This window comes from Sulfuricaulis limicola, assembly GCF_002355735.1.
GTDB lineage: Bacteria > Pseudomonadota > Gammaproteobacteria > Acidiferrobacterales > Sulfurifustaceae > Sulfuricaulis > Sulfuricaulis limicola.
On the sequence record NZ_AP014879.1, the window covers coordinates 907,147 to 924,026 of the forward strand.

The window sequence follows — 16,880 nt, forward strand, 5'->3', positions numbered from 1 at the left end:
TCCGAAGTCAATTCAGTCGAAACCCTGCCCATCTTCACTACTTTTCGACCTGTAAATGCTGCAGGTTTTATGCCAGCGACCGCTCTTCGGCGATCGATGGGTAGGGTGTCCTGACCCATTGAAATCAAAAGGGAATTTTAAGCTATCATCTCCTCTTACAGATTTCTACCCCCTGTTTTTGCAAGATAATTTGCCGCTTTTGGGCGACACTGCCGGCAAACGTCAGTCTTTATTCGATTCCGAGCTTCTCCAGCTTGTAGCGCAGGGCGCGGAAGCTGATCCCGAGGAGCTTGGCGGCGGCGGTCTTGTTCTGCTGGGTCTGGGCCAGGGCCTTTTCGATCGTGGCGCGCTCGATCCGTTCGAGATAGTCATCCAGCGATTCCTTGCCGCCCATGACGGTCTCCGCCTCACTTTCGTCCACGGCTACATGAAGCTGCAAATCCTGCGCCGTGATTTCCGTGCCGTTGCACAGGGTCAGGGCGCGCTCGAGGGTATTTTCCAGTTCGCGCACGTTGCCGGCGAAGCTGTAGCGCTGCAAGGCCTCGGCCGCGTCCGTCGTCAGGCGCGGTGGTTTCATGCCCATGTTGTCGGATAACTTGCGGCACAAGGCTTCCGCCAGCAGCGGGATATCCTCGACGCGATCGCGCAACGGCGGGATCATGAGTTCGATGACATTCAGCCGGTAGTACAGGTCCTGGCGGAATTTTCCCTGCGCCACCAGGTCGTGCAGGTTTTTGTGGGTGGCCGAGAGGATGCGCACGTCCACCTTGATCTCGCTCTGCGCGCCCACGGGACGGACGGATTTTTCCTGAATCGCGCGCAGCAGCTTGACCTGCATGGACAGGGGCAGGTCGCCGACCTCGTCGAGAAACAGCGTGCCGCCGTCGGCGGCCTTGAACAGACCGTCCTTGTCCGTCACCGCGCCGGTGAAGCTGCCTTTCTTGTGACCGAAAAATTCACTTTCCATGAGACTTTCGGGGATGGCCCCGCAATTGACCGGCACGAAAGGCTTGTCCGCGCGTGGACCCAGCTCATGAATCAGGCGCGCCGCCAGTTCCTTGCCGGTGCCGGACTCGCCGGCGATATAGACCGGTGCCTGTCCGCGGGCGAGCCGCTCGATCATGGCCCGTACTTTTTCGACCGCGGCGGACTGGCCCAGCATTTTCCTGGCGCCGGTTCCGGTTTCCGGGGCCTCGCCGCTGCTGACAGCTGTTTTTGCCACCGGCGCCTGTCCCACGCGCAGGGCGGCGCGCACGATGTTGCGCAGGTCGTTGAGATCGAGGGGTTTGGAGACGAAATCGAAGGCGCCGGCCTTGAGCGCGGCCACGGCGGTTTCCATGTTGCCGAAGGCGGTGATGACCGCTACCGGCAGGTAAGGGTGCTTGTCCTGAATGTGGCGCACCAGCTCGATGCCGTTGCCGTCCGGCAGTCGCATGTCGGTCAGGCACAGATCGAATTTGTAATCCTCGATCAGATGACGCGCCTCCTCGAGGTTCGAGGCCGAACGCGTTTCGAGATTCATGCGCCCCAGCGTCAATTCGAGAACTTCGCGAATGTCCGGTTCGTCGTCAACGATCAGAATCTGGTTTTTCGGCTTGTTCATAGCGTTCCCAGTTCGGCGCAATCCTCGGCGCGCAGGAAGGTAATACGGAAACGGCTGCCGACTCCGCCCTCGCCGGGATGGTAATTCAACGCCGCCCCATTGCCCTCGCACAATTCGCGCGCGATATACAGGCCGAGCCCGGTTCCTTTGGGTGTGGTCGTGAAGAAGGGATCGAAAATGTTGTCCACGATGTCAGGGTTGATACCGGCGCCCCAGTCGATGACATCCAGCACGGGCCGGTCTTCGCCGTCCCGGCTGCCCTGGAATTTGATCAGCGGTGTGCCGGTGAAGGGCGGGCTGTGGCGCAAGGCGTTCTGGCACAGGTTGGAGATGACCTGGTAAAGCTGATCCGGGTCCACGCATGCCGACAGCCCCTGAATGCCCTGCATGACGAAGGCTTCGTGTGCCACGGAAACGGTGTCGCCGTACTGTCGCAGGAAATCCTGCAGCCACGGTTCGAGTTCCAGCCGGATCGGATTGATTCGGTCGCGCCGGCTGAGCTGTGTGACATTCTGCACGATGACGTTCATGCGTTTGCTTTGTTCATCGATGATCTTGACGAGACGTTTTTCCTCGTCGTTTTCGGTGTCCATGGTTTCGCCGAGAAGCTGTGCGGCGTTGGTCAGCGCGCCGAGCGGATTGCGGATTTCATGCGCGATACTGGCGGTCAGTCGCGCCAGTGCCGCCATTTTCAGCTGCTGGGCTTGCTGCTTCAGGATCGACATGTCCTCGAGGAAAATCAGCTTGACGGCGTTTTTGTCATCGCCCAGGGAGATGAAACGGGGCAGCAGCGAATATCCCACGCGCGAGGTGAATACCTTCCGTCCCCGATTCACAGCACTGTTGCCCAGCCACTGGAACAGCTGGATGGCCAGTTCCGGCGAGATTTCGTTGAGCGGGGATTTTTTCTCGGTCTCGTTGTGAATGCCGAGATATTTCTGCGCCGACTGGTTGATCAGGCGTATGTTTCCCTGCGCGTCGCAGATGACGACCCCGGATTGCATACGCTGGATGACGAGTTCATTGAGTTGTGTGAGATTGGCGACGTCCACACCGCGGCGCTGGGCCAGTTCCTCAGTGGCGCGCAGGCGTGTGGCGAGCAGATACCCGAAAAAGGCCGTGGCATAGAGGCCGACTCCGAACAGGCCTACCTGGGGAAAACCCTGCAGCATTTCGGTCTCCGCTGCGTCCACGCCAGTCAGCCAGCTCCACGAGTGTTCCAGCAGTACGGCGATGGTGGCGAGCGAGGCATAAAAGATCGTCAGGCGCTTGCCGAGCATCAGGCTGGTACCGGCGATGGCCACCACCAGCATCAACCCCATGCCACTGGTGAGCCCGCCGCTGGCATGCATGACGATCGTGAGCAGCGTGACATCCGCGAATGAGAGCAGCGCCGCCTGGCTGTCGTAGTCGGGTTTCTGCCAATGGATGGAAAAGGCCGCCGTCAGGCTTATGATGGCGTAGACCACGCTGGTGCTGAGAAACAAGCCGGGATGGGCCTCGCCAAAAGGCGAGAATTTTCCGACGGAAAGAGCAATGCCTGATGCAGCCAGCGCAATTGCCAGTCGGTAGAAATTGAAGTACTTAAGAAGCTTCCAGTTCTGGGCGTCAACCGTGGCCCGACCTTCCGCCCGGCTCTGTCCCGCACGGGGAAGGGAGCTTTCCATAGCTGTCATACCCTATGGAAATAGCACAGATTCCGGGGGGTGGCAAAATTTGTCAGTTTATATTTTTGCTGGAATTTCGCGTGCTGGCGGGGTTGAAAGCGGGGATAAAGGATATCTGAGGCTGTCATGAGCCCTCAAAGACAGTCAGGTGTGCATTTTCCTCCGATGCTCCTCACTGCAATAATGCCTGTTACCGTCCCGAACCGCCTCGGATTCAGGGATATGCATCCCGCAATGGGCGCAGGCTACCATTTTGGTCACGGCCGGTTTATCTGGCGCCGGTTTTTGGAGAGATGCCAGTGCGCGTTTGATGATTGTCAGGACCAGCCACAGGCCGATCAGGATGATGATGAGGCGAAGAAGCTGACCCATGTTCTCTTTGAAGAAGAAACCAGGCCACCGGGTTGTCGGCGCGCCAAGATGAGTCTTATCGGGAACTTGGCGTTTTGGCAGTTGATTTCTTGAAACTTGGTCGGGGTGAGAGGATTTGAACCTCCGGCCCCTTGCTCCCGAAGCAAGTGCGCTACCAGGCTGCGCTACACCCCGTTGGTACTGACGATACCTACCTAATAACTACGGTGGACGGAAAAATGGGCCAGATCGAGAAGCGCTTGTTTGTAGGGCGAATCCGGTATGGCGGCCAGGGCTGCCGTGGCCCGGGAGGCCTCGTCTTCAGCCCGGCGCGCAGTGTACGTGATGGAACCCGTTGATTCAATGGCGTCCATGACCTCTTCCATCTGGGCCAGGCCGCCTTCCTCGATGGCGGTGCGGATCAGTTCACGCTGGCGGTTGTTTCCCTGGCGCAAGGTATAGATGAGCGGCAGGGTAGGCTTGCCCTCGGCCAGGTCATCGCCGATGTTTTTCCCCAGGTCGTGATTGTCCCGGCCATAGTCGAGGGCATCGTCCACCAGCTGAAACGCGGTGCCGAGATGCATCCCGTAGGATGCCATGTCCTCCTCGATCTGCTGGTTTTGCCCGCTGATGACGGCCGCGAGCTGTGCGCCCGCCTGGAACAATTTGGCGGTCTTGTTGCGGATGACCTCGATGTAGCGCTCTTCGGTGGTTTCCGGGTCGTGGCAATTGAGCAGCTGCATGACCTCGCCCTTGGCGATGGTGTTGGTGGTATGGGCCAGGATCTGCATCACGCGCATGCTGCCGACCTCGACCATCATCTCGAAGGCGCGCGAATACAGGAAATCGCCGACCAGCACGCTGGCCTCGTTGCCCCAGATGGTGTTGGCGGTGGTGTGCCCGCGACGCAACTCCGAGGCATCGACCACGTCGTCGTGCAGCAGGGTGGCGGTGTGGATGAACTCGATGATGGCGGCCAAACGGATGTGGGCATCGCCCTGGTAGCCGAAGGCCCGGCTGCCCAGCAGTACCAGCACCGGCCGCAGCCGTTTGCCGCCGCTGTGGACGATATAGGAGCCCATCTGGTTGATGAGGGCGACATCGGACTGGAGCCGGGTTTCGATCTCGCGGTCCACGGCCCGCAGATCGTCCCGAACCAGGGCCTTGATGGCTTCGTAATCCATGAAAATGAAGGGTAGGTAAGGTCCGGGCCGGCATGCTAGGGGGTGGGTCTGGGTCCGTCAAGACGTTTGACCTGATGCGGCACAATCGTTAAAATTGCCGGCCTTTTAGCGGGCTTTTTCCGCATTTTCCGGCCCAGGGGCCAGGCAGGAGCTGAATTCATCATGTATGCAGTCATTCAAAACGGCGGCAAGCAATACCGGGTCGCGCCGGGCGACGTCATCCGGGTGGAAAAACTGGAGGCCGCCGAAGGCCAGACGGTCGATCTCAACCCGGTGCTGATGGTGAGCGACGATCAGGGCGCGCGCGTCGGCAATCCGGTGCTGGCAGGCGCCAGTGTCACGGCCAAGGTGAAGAGCCACGGGCGCGCGGACAAGATCAAGATCTTCAAGATGCGCCGGCGCAAGCACTATCGCAAGACCCAGGGTCACCGTCAGTACTACACGGAACTGGAAATTACCGGCATCAAGTAAGCAACAGAGAGATTCTTCCATGGCACACAAAAAAGCAGGCGGCAGTTCACGCAACGGTCGCGATTCCCACGCGCAGCGCCTCGGCGTCAAGCGTTATGCCGGCGAACAGGTTCTGGCGGGCAACATTCTGGTGCGTCAGCGCGGCACCGAATTTCACCCCGGCGTGAACGTCGGTATCGGCAAGGACGACACGCTTTTCGCCAAGATCAACGGCCGGGTGCAGTTCGATATCAAGGGCCCGCGGAACCGCAGAACGGTAAGCATCGTCCCGGGCTGACCCGCTTACGCGCGTACCGAAAAACCCCGCCCTGGCAACACGGCGGGGTTTTTTATTTTTATGATTTTGAACCGCCAAGGCGCCAAGAGCGCCAAGTTTTATCCAATAATTCCGTTTCTCTTGGCGTCCTTGGCGGCTTGGCGGTTTACAATCTTTAACTTATGAAATTCGTTGATGAAGCCACGATACGTATCGTCGCCGGTGCCGGCGGCAACGGCGCACTGTCGTTCCGGCGCGAGAAATTCATCCCGCGCGGGGGGCCGGACGGCGGCGACGGTGGCCATGGTGGCAGCGTCTATTTGGTCGGACAGGAGGGCCTCAATACGCTCGCCGATTTCCGGCACACCCGCGTGTTTCGCGCCGAGAACGGCACCAAGGGCGGAGGGTCCAATTGCACCGGCAAAACCGGCAAGGATCTTTATATCCAGGTCCCTCTCGGCACGCGCGTAACGGATGCGGAGGCCGAGGAACTGATCGGCGAGATCACCCGCCACGGCGAGTCGCTGCTGGTGGCGCATGGCGGCAAGGGCGGTCTCGGGAACACGCGTTTCAAGTCGAGCACGAATCGTACCCCGCGGCGCACCACGCCCGGCAAGCCCGGTGAACAGCGCGCGCTCGCGCTCGAGTTGCAGGTGCTGGCCGACGTCGGCTTGCTCGGCATGCCTAACGCCGGCAAATCCACATTCCTGCGCGCGGTCTCGGACGCGCGCCCCAAGGTGGCGGATTATCCTTTTACCACCCTGCATCCGCACCTGGGCGTGGTGCGCGTCGGCGAACATCGCAGTTTCGTGGTGGCCGACATTCCCGGACTCATCGAAGGCGCCTCCGAGGGCGCGGGCCTCGGGCATCAGTTCCTGCGGCATCTGTCACGCACGCGCATCCTGTTGCACCTGGTCGACATGGCGCCGCTGGAACCGGACGCCGACCCGGCGGCGGGGATCAAGGCCATCGAGGCGGAGCTGAAAAAATTCAGCGATGTGCAGGGACACACAAGTGTCGCGGGAGACAGGAAGTCGGGAGCGACCCCGCCGCTCGCCAAGCGCGAACGCTGGCTGGTGCTGAACAAAATTGACCTGCTTCCCGAGACGGAACGCGAGGAGATCGCCGGCCGTCTTCTCAGAAAGCTGAAATGGAAGCGGCCGGTGTATAGAATCTCCGCCATCCGTGGCGAAGGCTGCCGTGAATTGACCCTGGACCTGATGCGGCGCCTGGAGCAGCTCAACAAGAAAACCGCCAAACACGACGAGCAATGAACATGAGCATTGACCTGCGCGACCCGCTCAAAAGCAAGCGCCGCATCGTGGTAAAAATCGGCAGTGCGTTGCTGACGCGCGACGGTCAGGGCCTGAACAGCGACGGCATTCACGACTGGGCGGCGCAAATCGCGCAGTTGCGCGGCCGTGGCCTGGAGCTGGTGCTGGTCAGCTCCGGTGCCGTGGCCGCCGGCATGCAGCGCCTCGGCCGCAGCACGCGCCCGAGCGCGCTGCATGAACTGCAGGCGATGGCGGCGGTCGGACAGATGAACCTGGTCCAGGTTTATGAATCCGCGTTTCAGCGCCACGGCCTGCACACCGCCCAGGTGCTGCTGACCCACGATGACCTGACCGATCGCCGCCGTTATCTCAACAGCCGCACCACGCTGCGCACCCTGCTGGGTTTCGGCGTGATTCCCGTCATCAATGAAAATGACACCGTCGCCACCGAGGAGATACGTTTTGGCGACAACGACACGCTGGCGGCGCTGGTGGCCAATCTCATCGAGGCGGATCTGCTGCTGATCCTCACCGACCAGCGCGGTCTGTACGAGCGCGATCCGCGCCAGGACCCGGACGCGAAACTGCTGGCCGAAGGCAGGGCCGGTGATCCCCAGTTGCTCTCCATGGCCGGCGGTTCCGGCGCGCTCGGTCGTGGCGGCATGCGCTCAAAACTGCTGGCGGCGGAGAAGGCGGCGCGCTCGGGTGCCTCGACGGTGATCGCCCCGGGGCGGGAAGCGAACGTGATCACGCGCGTGCTGGACGGTGAGCCGGTCGGTACTCATCTGCAGGCGGCGCAGGGACGGGTGGCGGCGCGCAAACAGTGGCTGGCAGGACAGTTGCGCGCCACGGGCAAACTCCGGCTCGATGCCGGCGCGGTCAAGGTCATCCGCGACGGCGGCAAGAGTTTGTTGCCGGTGGGCGTAAAGGCCATCGAGGGCGCATTCACCCGCGGTGAAATCGTTTCCTGTCTCGACCCCGAAGGCCGTGAAGTGGCCCGCGGACTGGTGAATTACAGCTCGGAAGAAGCGGGGCGCATCATCGGCAAGGCGAGCGACAAGATCGAATCCATCCTTGGTTACATCGACGAGCCCGAGCTCATACACCGGGATAACATGGTCGTGTTGTAATGCGACACCCAAAAAAAAGGCCGGCAACGCCGGCCTTTTTTATTATGAAGGCTGAAAAGTCACGCGAGCGTACGCAGCTGCTGGTTGAGCCCGCTCTTGTAGCGCGCCGCGGCGTTCTTGTGGACCAGTCCTTTTCCAACCAGACGGTCGATGACGGAAGCGGCTTCGCGGAAAGCCTGCTGCGCGGCGGATTTGTCCTTGGAGGCGACGGCGGTGCGGACCTTCTTGATCTGGGTGCGCAGCTCGGTGCGCTGACCGGCGTTGCGGGCGCGATGCGCCTCGGCTTGACGCGCGCGTTTCTTTGCCTGTGCGGTGTTGGCCAAAACAATTCTCCTGGGAATGCCTCGAAAGGGCGGCAACTATGCTGATTTTGGGCGTATTTGTCAATCCCGCCGGCGGGTTATCCGGCGTTATGCAGGGGGCAACGGCGGTTGGGGTGGCCCGGTGACATCCTGTATTATCGCGGCTCGATGGAGCCATGCCCTTAAAGTGTATACGTGAGCCGCAAGCTCCTTAAATCCACGGCCGTCACCGGTGGCATGACCCTGCTGTCGCGGATCACCGGCCTGATCCGCGACATCTTTTTTGCCAGTCTCATCGGTGCCGGCACCGGCGTGGCGGCCGACGCCTTCTACGTCGCCTTCCGCATCCCCAATTTTCTGCGCCGTATTTTCGGCGAGGGCGCCTTTTCCCAGAGTTTCGTCCCGGTGTTTGCCGAGTTCAAGACCAAGTATTCGGCCGACGAGACCAGGGCCTTCATCGACCACATGGCCGGCATACTTGGCGCCATACTCTTTGTCGTCACGCTCGCCGGCGTGATCGCCGCCCCGCTGCTGGTGATGGCCCTCGCGCCCGGGTTCCTCGATGAACCGCAGAAATACGGCCTGACGGTGCAGATGCTGCGCATCACCTTCCCATATATTTTCTTCATCTCGCTGGTCGCCATGGCGGCGGGCATACTTAATACATATGGCCGTTTCGGCGCCGCCGCCTTCACGCCGGTGTTGCTGAATCTCTCGCTCATCGGCGCGGCGGTGTGGCTGGCACCGCGCCTGGACGAGCCGGTGCTGGCGCTGGCCTGGGGCGTATTCATCGCCGGCGTGGTGCAGTTGCTGTTCCAGATTCCGTTCCTGCGCGGCATCAAAATGCTGCCGCGCCCGCGCTTGCGTCTGCGCGAGCGGCATCATGGCGTGGCGCGCGTCTTCAAGCTGATGTTGCCCGCGATCTTCGGCGTGTCGGTGGCGCAGATCAACATGCTGGTGAACACGCTGCTGGCGTCGTTTCTGGTCACCGGCAGCGTCTCGTGGCTGTATTATTCCGACCGCTTGATGGAATTCCCGCTGGGCGTGTTCGGCATCGCGCTGGCGACGGTGATCCTTCCCAGCCTGGCCCGGCGACATGCCAGCAATTCGCGCGAGGATTTTTCGCATCTGCTCGACTGGGGACTGCGCTGGGTGTTCCTGGTTGCCGTGCCGGCCTCGGTGGCGCTGGTGATTCTTTCCGGGCCGTTGCTGGCGACATTTTTTTATTTCGGCAAGTTCACGGTGCATGATGTGCACATGAGCGCCAACGCGCTTATGGCATTTTCTTTCGGGTTGCTGGGATTTATCCTGATCAAGGTGCTGGCGCCGGGATTCTATGCGCGGCAGGACACCAAAACACCCATGCGAATCGGGGTGATTTCGCTGGTGATCAATATCCTGCTGAGCCTGTTGCTGGTGATTCCGTTGAAACACACCGGTTTGGCGCTGGCGATTTCGCTGGCGGCATTTGTGAACGCCGGCATACTTTTCTTCATGCTGCGCCGGCACGATGTGTATCGTCCTTCTCCGGGATGGTTTGTGTTTCTCGTGCGTGTCAGTCTGGCCAGTGCCGTGATGGGCCTGGTGCTGGTCTGGGGCGCAGGCAATCTCGATTCGTGGTTGCAGGCCTCGGCGCCGGAGCGGGCAACCCGCTTGTCAATATGGGTAGTTACCGGCGCCGTGGTGTATTTATTGACCGTAACCGCTTTCGGAGTACGATTGGCACAGTTACTGCTCAGAAAGGGGGAAGGGGCAAAATTCGATGACTAGCGCCGCCCAGATATACCAGATTTCTGCCTGCAACAATCCGCGCGTGTTCACGCTGTCGGAGGCCGAAGAGTTGTTCCCGCTGATGTGGAAAATCACCGAGGAGGCCTACCGCGAGCTGGAACCGGTGCGCCGCACGCTCGAGGCCATGGTTCCGAGCAACCCCCAGGTGCGCAAGGTGGAAAAACAGTACGAGGCGATCGTGCGGCGCTGGATGGGCAAGATGGAGCGGCTCGGGCTGGTGGTCAAGGGGCTGTGGCTGGCGGATTTCGACACCGGTGACGGCTATTTGTGCTGGAAATTTCCGGAACTGCGCATCGGCCATTACCACGGTTATCACGAAGGTTTCGGCGGACGCCGTCCGCTGCAGGACATCATCGAAGAACTCGACCCGGACTGGGCGCATCTGTAGATTCTCCGCTGTTTCTCGCTTGTTCTCGCGTGCGCGAGACGGTAACCTTCCCGGTTTTCCCGGACATAAATCTGAGCGGTCCCATGGAGTTCATACGCGGGTGGCACAACCTCAAGCCGCAGCATCGCGGGTGTGTCGCCACGATCGGAAATTTCGACGGCGTGCATCTCGGTCACCAGGCGGTGATCGGCCAGCTGGCGGAAAAAGGCCAGGAACTCGGTCTGCCCACCCAGGTGATCCTGTTCGAGCCGCAGCCGCAGGAGTTTTTCCAGCCGCAAGCGGCGGTCCCGCGTCTGACGCGCCTGCGCGAGAAGCTGCAGGCGCTGCGCCGTTACTCGGTGGATCGCGTGCTGTGCCTGCACTTCGACGTCGAATTCGCCGCTCTGGAGCCCGAACAGTTCATCCAGCGCCTGCTGGTGGACGGCCTGCAGGTGCGCTATCTCGTCGTTGGCGATGATTTCCGTTTCGGCCGGCAGCGGCGCGGGGATTTTGCCATGCTCGCGGAAGCCGGCCGGAAACACGGTTTCCAGGTCGTGAACATGCATACCGTGACGATCGACGACACGCGGGTTTCGAGCACGCGCATCCGCGCGGCCCTGACGGACGGCGACCTGGCGCTGGCGGAAAAGCTGCTGGGACGCCCCTATCGCATGTGCGGGCGGGTGGCGCATGGCGACAAGCTCGGCCGTACCCTCGGGTTTCCGACCGCCAACATCTACCTGCATCGCAAAGTTACGCCGATCAAGGGCATTTTCGCGGTCGAGGTGTTCGGCCTGAATAACGAGCCGATCGCCGGCGCGGCCAACATCGGCACGCGTCCCACGGTCGGCGGGACGCGCACGCTGCTGGAAGTGCACCTGCTGGATTTCAGCGACGACATCTACGGCGCCTACGTGCACGTCAATTTTCTGCGCAAGTTCCGCGACGAGAAGCGCTTCGAGTCGCTGGACGAACTGCGCCGCTGGATTGAAAAGGATGTCGCGGATGTGCGGGCGTTTTTCCGGGACTACCATCCCGCGCGCAGTGCCGGCGCGCGCCGGGAAAAGACCGCATGAGTATTTTCAAGAGGGTACGTGGTGAACGACTATAAAAAAACGCTGAATCTGCCACAGACGGATTTTCCCATGAAGGCCAACCTGGCGGCGCGCGAGCCGGAGGTGCTCAGGCATTGGCAGGAGATCGATCTGTACGGCAAGTTGCGCGCCGCGGGACGCGACCGGCAAAAATACGTCCTGCATGACGGTCCGCCCTATGCCAATGGCGACATCCACATCGGTCACGCGGTCAACAAGATTCTCAAGGATATCATCGTCAAGGCCCGAACCCTGAGCGGGTTCGACGCGCCCTACGTGCCGGGCTGGGATTGTCACGGCCTGCCGATCGAACATGCCGTCGAGAAAAAAATTGGCAAGGCCGGCGTTCAGGTCGAGCCGGCGAAATTCCGCCAGGCCTGCCGCGAGTATGCGCGCGTGCAGGTGGACCGGCAGCGCGAGGATTTCATTCGTCTCGGCGTGATTGGCGACTGGAGCCGGCCCTATCTCACGATGGATTTCTCCGTCGAAGCCGACATTATCCGCGCGCTCGGACGCATCATCGCCAACGGTCATGTGGTGCGCGGCCACAAGCCGGTGCACTGGTGCAGCGACTGCGGTTCGGCGCTGGCCGAGGCCGAGGTTGAGTACATGGTAAAGTCGTCGCTCGCCATCGACGTGCGTTTCGCCGTGGTGGATCCGGCGGCATTCCTGGCGCGCTGCGAACATGTCGCGGGACACGCGGGCGAGGGCCCGATCAGTGTCGTGATCTGGACTACGACACCGTGGACGCTGCCCGCCAACCAGGCGGTGGCACTGCACCCGGATTTGGAGTATGTGCTATTGCAATGCGATGGCCTCCAGAGTGGCCACGAGCGTTTGTTGATTGCCGAGCCTCTGGTGAAAGATGTTATGGCGCGATATGGCATTGAAGATCAGTACCGTGTTGTGGCCAATTGCCGTGGCAAGGATCTTGAAGGAGCAAAGCTCAAGCATCCGTTCTACTCGCGTGAGGTGCCAATCATACTCGGTGAGCATGTGACAACGGATGACGGCACCGGCGCCGTGCACACGGCACCTGGGCATGGCCTGGAGGACTACGTGGTCGGCGCGCGCTACGGACTCGCGGTGGACAATCCAGTAGGCGAGGATGGAAAGTTCCTGCCCGGCACCGAACTGTTTGCCGGCGAGCATGTGTTTAAGGCCAACGAGCATGTCGTCGAGGTGCTCAAGACGCGTGGTGCATTGCTGCATGTAGAGGGGTTGAATCACAGCTATCCTCATTGCTGGCGTCACAAGACTCCTCTCATTTTCCGCGCTACCTCCCAGTGGTTCATCAGCATGGAGCGGCTGCGTGATCCGGCCCTGCGCGCCATCGCGAACGTCAGGTGGATTCCGGATTGGGGTCAGGCGCGCATCCAGGGCATGATCGAAAACCGCCCGGACTGGTGCATTTCGCGTCAGCGCGCCTGGGGCGTGCCGATCCCGCTGTTCGTGCACCGGCAGACGGGCGAGGCGCATCCGGATACCGATCGGTTGATCGAGGATGTCGCCCGGCGTGTGGAAAAGCAGGGCATCGATGCCTGGTTCGAACTGAAACCGCAGGATCTGCTCGGCGCGGAAGCCGATCAGTATGACAAGGTCAGCGACACCCTCGATGTCTGGTTCGATTCCGGCGTGACGCACAGCTGCGTGCTGCAGCGCCGGTCGGAATTGCCGTTTCCCGCCGATTTGTACCTCGAAGGTTCGGACCAGCACCGCGGCTGGTTCCAGTCGTCGCTGCTGACGTCGGTGGCGATGCGCGGGGAGGCGCCGTACCGCAGCGTCCTGACGCACGGGTTCACGGTGGACGCCAAGGGCCGCAAGATGTCCAAGTCGCTCGGCAACGTGATCGTGCCGCAGAAGGTGATCAAGGTCATGGGCGCGGACATCCTGCGACTGTGGGTGGCGGCCACCGAGTATCGCGCCGAGATGAGCATTTCCGACGAGATCCTCACGCGCATGGCCGATTCCTACCGGCGCATCCGTAATACCACGCGTTATTTTCTGGCCAGTCTTTCCGGTTTTGACGCTTCGGCGGCGTTACCGGTGAAGGACATGTTGGCGCTCGATCAATGGGCGCTCGCGCGGGCGCATGAACTGCAGAAGGAGGTGCTCGAGGCCTACGAGCAGTTCCAGTTCCATGTGATTTATCAAAAACTGCATCAGTTCTGCGTGGTCGACATGGGCGGCTTCTATCTCGACATTCTCAAGGACCGGATGTACACCATGCCCGCCAACAGCCGCGGGCGGCGTTCGGGCCAGACGGCGATGTTCCATATTGTGGAAGCGCTGGCACGCTGGCTGGCGCCAATACTGTCATTCACGGCCGAGGAAATCTGGCGTTACATGCCCGGCAAACGCGGCGAGTCCGTCTTCCTGGAACAGTGGCACACGCTGCCGGCACTGCCCGATGGCGCCGTCGATCGTGGTTTCTGGAACGATGTCATTGCCGTGCGTCAGGCTGTGGCGAAGGAACTGGAAAAGCTGCGCGTGGCCGGCGGCATCGGCTCCGGTCTCGATGCGGAAGTCGATATTTATTGCGATGCCTCCTGGCAGCAGCGCTTGCAACGTCTGGGCGATGAATTGCGTTTTGTTTTTATCACCTCCTACGCGCGGGTACATCCGCTGTCGGAGAAGACCGCGGATGCGGTCGAGACGGAGATCAGGGGGCTGGCGGTAAGGGTCGCGCCTTCGGTCTTTTCCAAATGCATTCGCTGCTGGCATCACCGCGAGGATGTCGGTGTGAACAAGGATCATCCGCAGATCTGCGGGCGCTGCGTGCAGAATGTTGTTGGCCCGGGCGAGACACGGAGTTACGCCTGATGCGACGGTTTGCCTGGATTGCCGTTGTTGTGCTGGTTTTCGATCAGCTGACGAAATACCTCGCCGCTGATTACCTGGCGCGACATGGCGAGATTCATCTCGCGCCTTTCCTGAGCTTTGTGCTGGTCCATAACACCGGTGCGGCGTTTGGTTTTCTGAGCAGCGCGGGTGGCTGGCAGAATATTTTTTTCATTGTCGTCGCCATGGCCGCATGCGTTTTCATCCTGTGGATGGGCCGGCGCCTGAGTACGCAGGACAGGTTGCTTGCTGCCGGGCTCATGCTGGTGCTCGGCGGCGCGCTGGGCAATCTTGTCGATCGCCTGATTCATGGATATGTGATTGATTTCATTGATGTCTACTACGGTACCTGGCACTGGCCGGCATTCAATATTGCCGATTCAGCGATCACGATTGGTGCCGGCATGCTTTTGCTGGATGCATTAGGATCAAACTCAGGAAAGCGTCATATTTCTGCCAAATGAGGTTATGTGCATTGGTAGCAAAAGGTATTTTTCGCGCTAAACTTAATTCACCTCTGATATTAACCCAGTAAATTGACTGGATGAGCCGCCTGCTCGCAAACCCACCCATATCAAGGAGTTATTGAAATGCGCATTTGTGTGAAATCCTGGTTATTGATGACCGGAATCAGTTTATTGCTGACCGTTCCGCTTGCCGGTGCGGCGGATAAGCCGACAGCCGGGAAAGATATAAAGGCTGATCCGGTCAAGATGTGTTATGAAAGTTGCAGGGGCAAGAACGACAAGCAAGCATACGATGAAGCCTGCATGCTGAAATGCAGGGAAACTCACAAGAGTCAGGTTGAGGCACCGAAGAAGAAGTGACCCTGCTGTTTCGTGCCCAGACGCCCGGCATCCCCGGGCGTTCTTTTTTCCGACACTAAAACCCGTTGTTGTTTCCGAGACCTGAAACAATCGGCTCTTCTGTATATATTACTCCGTACCGTACCATGCCCTGCTGAAATCATCGTTTTGTCTGATTATTCGGAAAAATAAGGGTATTATTTGAATCATGCAAGTCTATCTCGCCAATCCCCGCGGATTTTGCGCAGGCGTCGATCGCGCCATAGAGATCGTTGAGCGAGCACTCGAAATGTTCGGCGCGCCAATCTATGTGCGTCACGAGGTCGTACACAATCGTTTCGTCGTGGACGATCTGCGCTCAAAAGGCGCCGTATTTGTCGATGATCTGGATCAGGTGCCGGCGGGAGCGACAGTGATTTTCAGTGCACATGGCGTCTCACGCGCGGTGCGCGAGGAAGCTGCCCGACGGGGATTGCGGATCTTCGACGCCACCTGTCCACTGGTGACCAAGGTGCACCTGGAGGTAGCGCGTCATCGGAGCAATGGAACGGAATGCATCCTTATCGGCCATGCCGGTCACCCGGAAGTGGAAGGCACGATGGGGCAGGCCGATAGCGGGATTTATCTTGTCGAATCCGTCGGAGATGTTGCCCGACTGCAAGTCAGGGACGCGGCCAATCTGGCGTACGCGACACAGACTACTCTTTCCATGGACGATACGACGAGGATCGTTGATGCCCTGCGCGCCCGTTTTCCGGACATCAGAGGCCCGAAGAAAGATGACATCTGTTATGCCACGCAAAACCGTCAGGACGCGGTGAAGGTTCTGGCGAAGTCGGTCGATGTAATGCTGGTGGTCGGTTCGCGCAACAGCTCCAATTCCAACCGTCTGCGCGAAGTGGCGGAAGGGCAGGGGGTGCGTGGTTACATGATTGACGGACCGCAGGACATTCGCCGCGAATGGCTGGACGGCGCCCGGAAGGTGGGATTGACGGCCGGCGCATCAGCGCCGGAAGAGCTGGTGCAGCAGGTAGTTATGCAGTTACGCGAATGGGGCGCTGATGTTGTCGAGGAACAGCGAGGCAAGGCAGAGCATATTTCTTTCCCCATCCCAAAGACATTACGGACTGGTTAACGGCGCTTCTTTGACTGCCAGTTTTTATGAATTGATGGCATTCAGGCCAGAATTGCTATTTATCTGTCCACTTGTAGGCATAATTTCCATGGGTGCTGTCATTCGGGGTATTTGTATTTCCTTTATCCCAGGATTTTTGACCGGTGGACGTGATTCTGAATTTTCCGTCACCGATCTGCAGCCCGGTACCACCTTGAGCTTTTGTCGCCGGAGTAGCCTGGAGCGTAAAGCATCGTGTGATGGGACAAGTACCCGAGCTGGCGGTAGGGGCCACCAGCGCGATGACATAATGTTGTCCCGGCGAAAGTATGGTTGTGGAGGCGCTGTCATTCATGGACAGCTTGCCATCGTCGAAATTCGCGTTGGTGGCGCAGGCGCGGGCGGTTTTTGCGCCATACAAAACCTGCGCATAATGGCTGCAGTCTGAATTGAATTTCTCCTGCAAAGCAGCGGCCTGGGTTAGCGCGATCTGCGCATCGGAGCGCCGGGTTTGGATCGTGTATTTGGTGTAACTCGGATAGGCAATGGCGGCGAGGATGCCGATGATGACCACGACGATCATCAGCTCGATAAGGGTAAAGCCGTATAACCTTGCGCGTTTCATGCAG

The 16,880-nt window shown here is 60.0% G+C and carries 17 protein-coding genes and 1 tRNA gene; 11 read left to right on the plus strand and 7 right to left on the minus strand.

The window, feature by feature from the left end; genetic code table 11:
- Window positions 1–229: 229 nt before the first annotated feature.
- The 5 genes from SCL_RS04460 to ispB form a co-directional block, all read right to left on the minus strand.
- Window positions 230–1,603, minus strand: a complete 1,374-nt coding sequence (locus SCL_RS04460) for a sigma-54-dependent transcriptional regulator (protein WP_096360110.1) — start codon at window positions 1,601–1,603, stop codon at window positions 230–232.
- A complete protein-coding gene (locus SCL_RS04465) occupies window positions 1,600–3,270 on the minus strand; it encodes a sensor histidine kinase (protein WP_172425922.1) in 1,671 nt (556 codons plus the stop codon). The genes SCL_RS04460 and SCL_RS04465 overlap by 4 nt, the downstream gene beginning before the upstream one ends.
- Before the next feature lie 144 nt (window positions 3,271–3,414).
- Window positions 3,415–3,642: a PP0621 family protein gene (locus SCL_RS14550; protein ID WP_420823630.1), complete on the minus strand. Its 228-nt coding sequence runs from the start codon at window positions 3,640–3,642 to the stop codon at window positions 3,415–3,417.
- Between the two features lie 97 nt (window positions 3,643–3,739).
- Window positions 3,740–3,816 (minus strand) — tRNA-Pro (locus SCL_RS04475).
- 20 nt (window positions 3,817–3,836) lie between these two features.
- A complete protein-coding gene (gene ispB / locus SCL_RS04480) occupies window positions 3,837–4,805 on the minus strand; it encodes an octaprenyl diphosphate synthase (protein ID WP_096360113.1) in 969 nt (322 codons plus the stop codon).
- 162 nt (window positions 4,806–4,967) lie between these two features.
- Here ispB and rplU point away from each other — a divergent pair, with 162 nt between their 5' ends.
- The 4 genes from rplU (at window position 4,968) to proB (ending at window position 7,936) form a co-directional block, all read left to right on the plus strand.
- On the plus strand, window positions 4,968–5,276 hold the full coding sequence (gene rplU / locus SCL_RS04485) for a 50S ribosomal protein L21 (protein WP_096360114.1): 309 nt from the start codon (window positions 4,968–4,970) through the stop codon (window positions 5,274–5,276).
- Between the two features lie 19 nt (window positions 5,277–5,295).
- Window positions 5,296–5,553, plus strand: coding sequence for a 50S ribosomal protein L27 (rpmA, locus tag SCL_RS04490; RefSeq protein WP_096360115.1), 258 nt, complete (start codon window positions 5,296–5,298; stop codon window positions 5,551–5,553).
- A gap of 161 nt (window positions 5,554–5,714) precedes the next feature.
- On the plus strand, window positions 5,715–6,806 hold the full coding sequence (cgtA, locus tag SCL_RS04495) for an Obg family GTPase CgtA (RefSeq protein WP_096360116.1): 1,092 nt from the start codon (window positions 5,715–5,717) through the stop codon (window positions 6,804–6,806).
- A 14-nt stretch (window positions 6,807–6,820) separates the two neighbouring features.
- Complete coding sequence (gene proB, locus SCL_RS04500) at window positions 6,821–7,936, plus strand: glutamate 5-kinase (protein ID WP_096361838.1); 1,116 nt, start codon at window positions 6,821–6,823, stop codon at window positions 7,934–7,936.
- Between the two features lie 59 nt (window positions 7,937–7,995).
- Here proB and rpsT read toward each other — a convergent pair whose 3' ends face one another.
- Window positions 7,996–8,259: a 30S ribosomal protein S20 gene (gene rpsT / locus SCL_RS04505; RefSeq protein WP_096360117.1), complete on the minus strand. Its 264-nt coding sequence runs from the start codon at window positions 8,257–8,259 to the stop codon at window positions 7,996–7,998.
- Window positions 8,260–8,433: 174 nt separating this feature from the next.
- On the opposite strand from rpsT, the gene murJ reads away from it, so the two are divergent.
- The 7 genes from murJ (at window position 8,434) to ispH (ending at window position 16,272) form a co-directional block, all read left to right on the plus strand.
- Window positions 8,434–10,008, plus strand: coding sequence for a murein biosynthesis integral membrane protein MurJ (murJ, locus tag SCL_RS04510; RefSeq protein WP_096360118.1), 1,575 nt, complete (start codon window positions 8,434–8,436; stop codon window positions 10,006–10,008).
- On the plus strand, window positions 10,001–10,417 hold the full coding sequence (locus tag SCL_RS04515) for a DUF2203 domain-containing protein (protein ID WP_096360119.1): 417 nt from the start codon (window positions 10,001–10,003) through the stop codon (window positions 10,415–10,417). The genes murJ and SCL_RS04515 overlap by 8 nt, the downstream gene beginning before the upstream one ends.
- 83 nt (window positions 10,418–10,500) lie before the next feature.
- The gene (gene ribF / locus SCL_RS04520) at window positions 10,501–11,472 is read left to right on the plus strand and encodes a bifunctional riboflavin kinase/FAD synthetase (RefSeq protein ID WP_096360120.1); all 972 of its coding nucleotides are present in this window, start codon (window positions 10,501–10,503) and stop codon (window positions 11,470–11,472) included.
- A gap of 21 nt (window positions 11,473–11,493) precedes the next feature.
- Entirely contained in the window at window positions 11,494–14,313 is a 2,820-nt protein-coding gene (gene ileS / locus SCL_RS04525; protein ID WP_096361839.1) for an isoleucine--tRNA ligase, read from the plus strand.
- A complete protein-coding gene (lspA, locus tag SCL_RS04530; RefSeq protein ID WP_096360121.1) occupies window positions 14,313–14,795 on the plus strand; it encodes a signal peptidase II in 483 nt (160 codons plus the stop codon). Before ileS ends, lspA begins: the two co-directional genes overlap by 1 nt.
- A 126-nt stretch (window positions 14,796–14,921) precedes the next feature.
- Window positions 14,922–15,158 carry a hypothetical protein gene (locus SCL_RS04535; RefSeq protein ID WP_096360122.1) on the plus strand — a complete coding sequence of 79 codons (237 nt, stop codon included), beginning with the start codon at window positions 14,922–14,924 and terminating at the stop codon, window positions 15,156–15,158.
- A 187-nt stretch (window positions 15,159–15,345) separates the two neighbouring features.
- The gene (ispH, locus tag SCL_RS04540) at window positions 15,346–16,272 is read left to right on the plus strand and encodes a 4-hydroxy-3-methylbut-2-enyl diphosphate reductase (protein WP_096360123.1); all 927 of its coding nucleotides are present in this window, start codon (window positions 15,346–15,348) and stop codon (window positions 16,270–16,272) included.
- Window positions 16,273–16,327: 55 nt separating this feature from the next.
- Here ispH and SCL_RS14475 read toward each other — a convergent pair whose 3' ends face one another.
- A complete protein-coding gene (locus SCL_RS14475) occupies window positions 16,328–16,876 on the minus strand; it encodes a type IV pilin protein (RefSeq protein WP_096360124.1) in 549 nt (182 codons plus the stop codon).
- Between the last annotated feature and the right edge of the window lie 4 nt (window positions 16,877–16,880).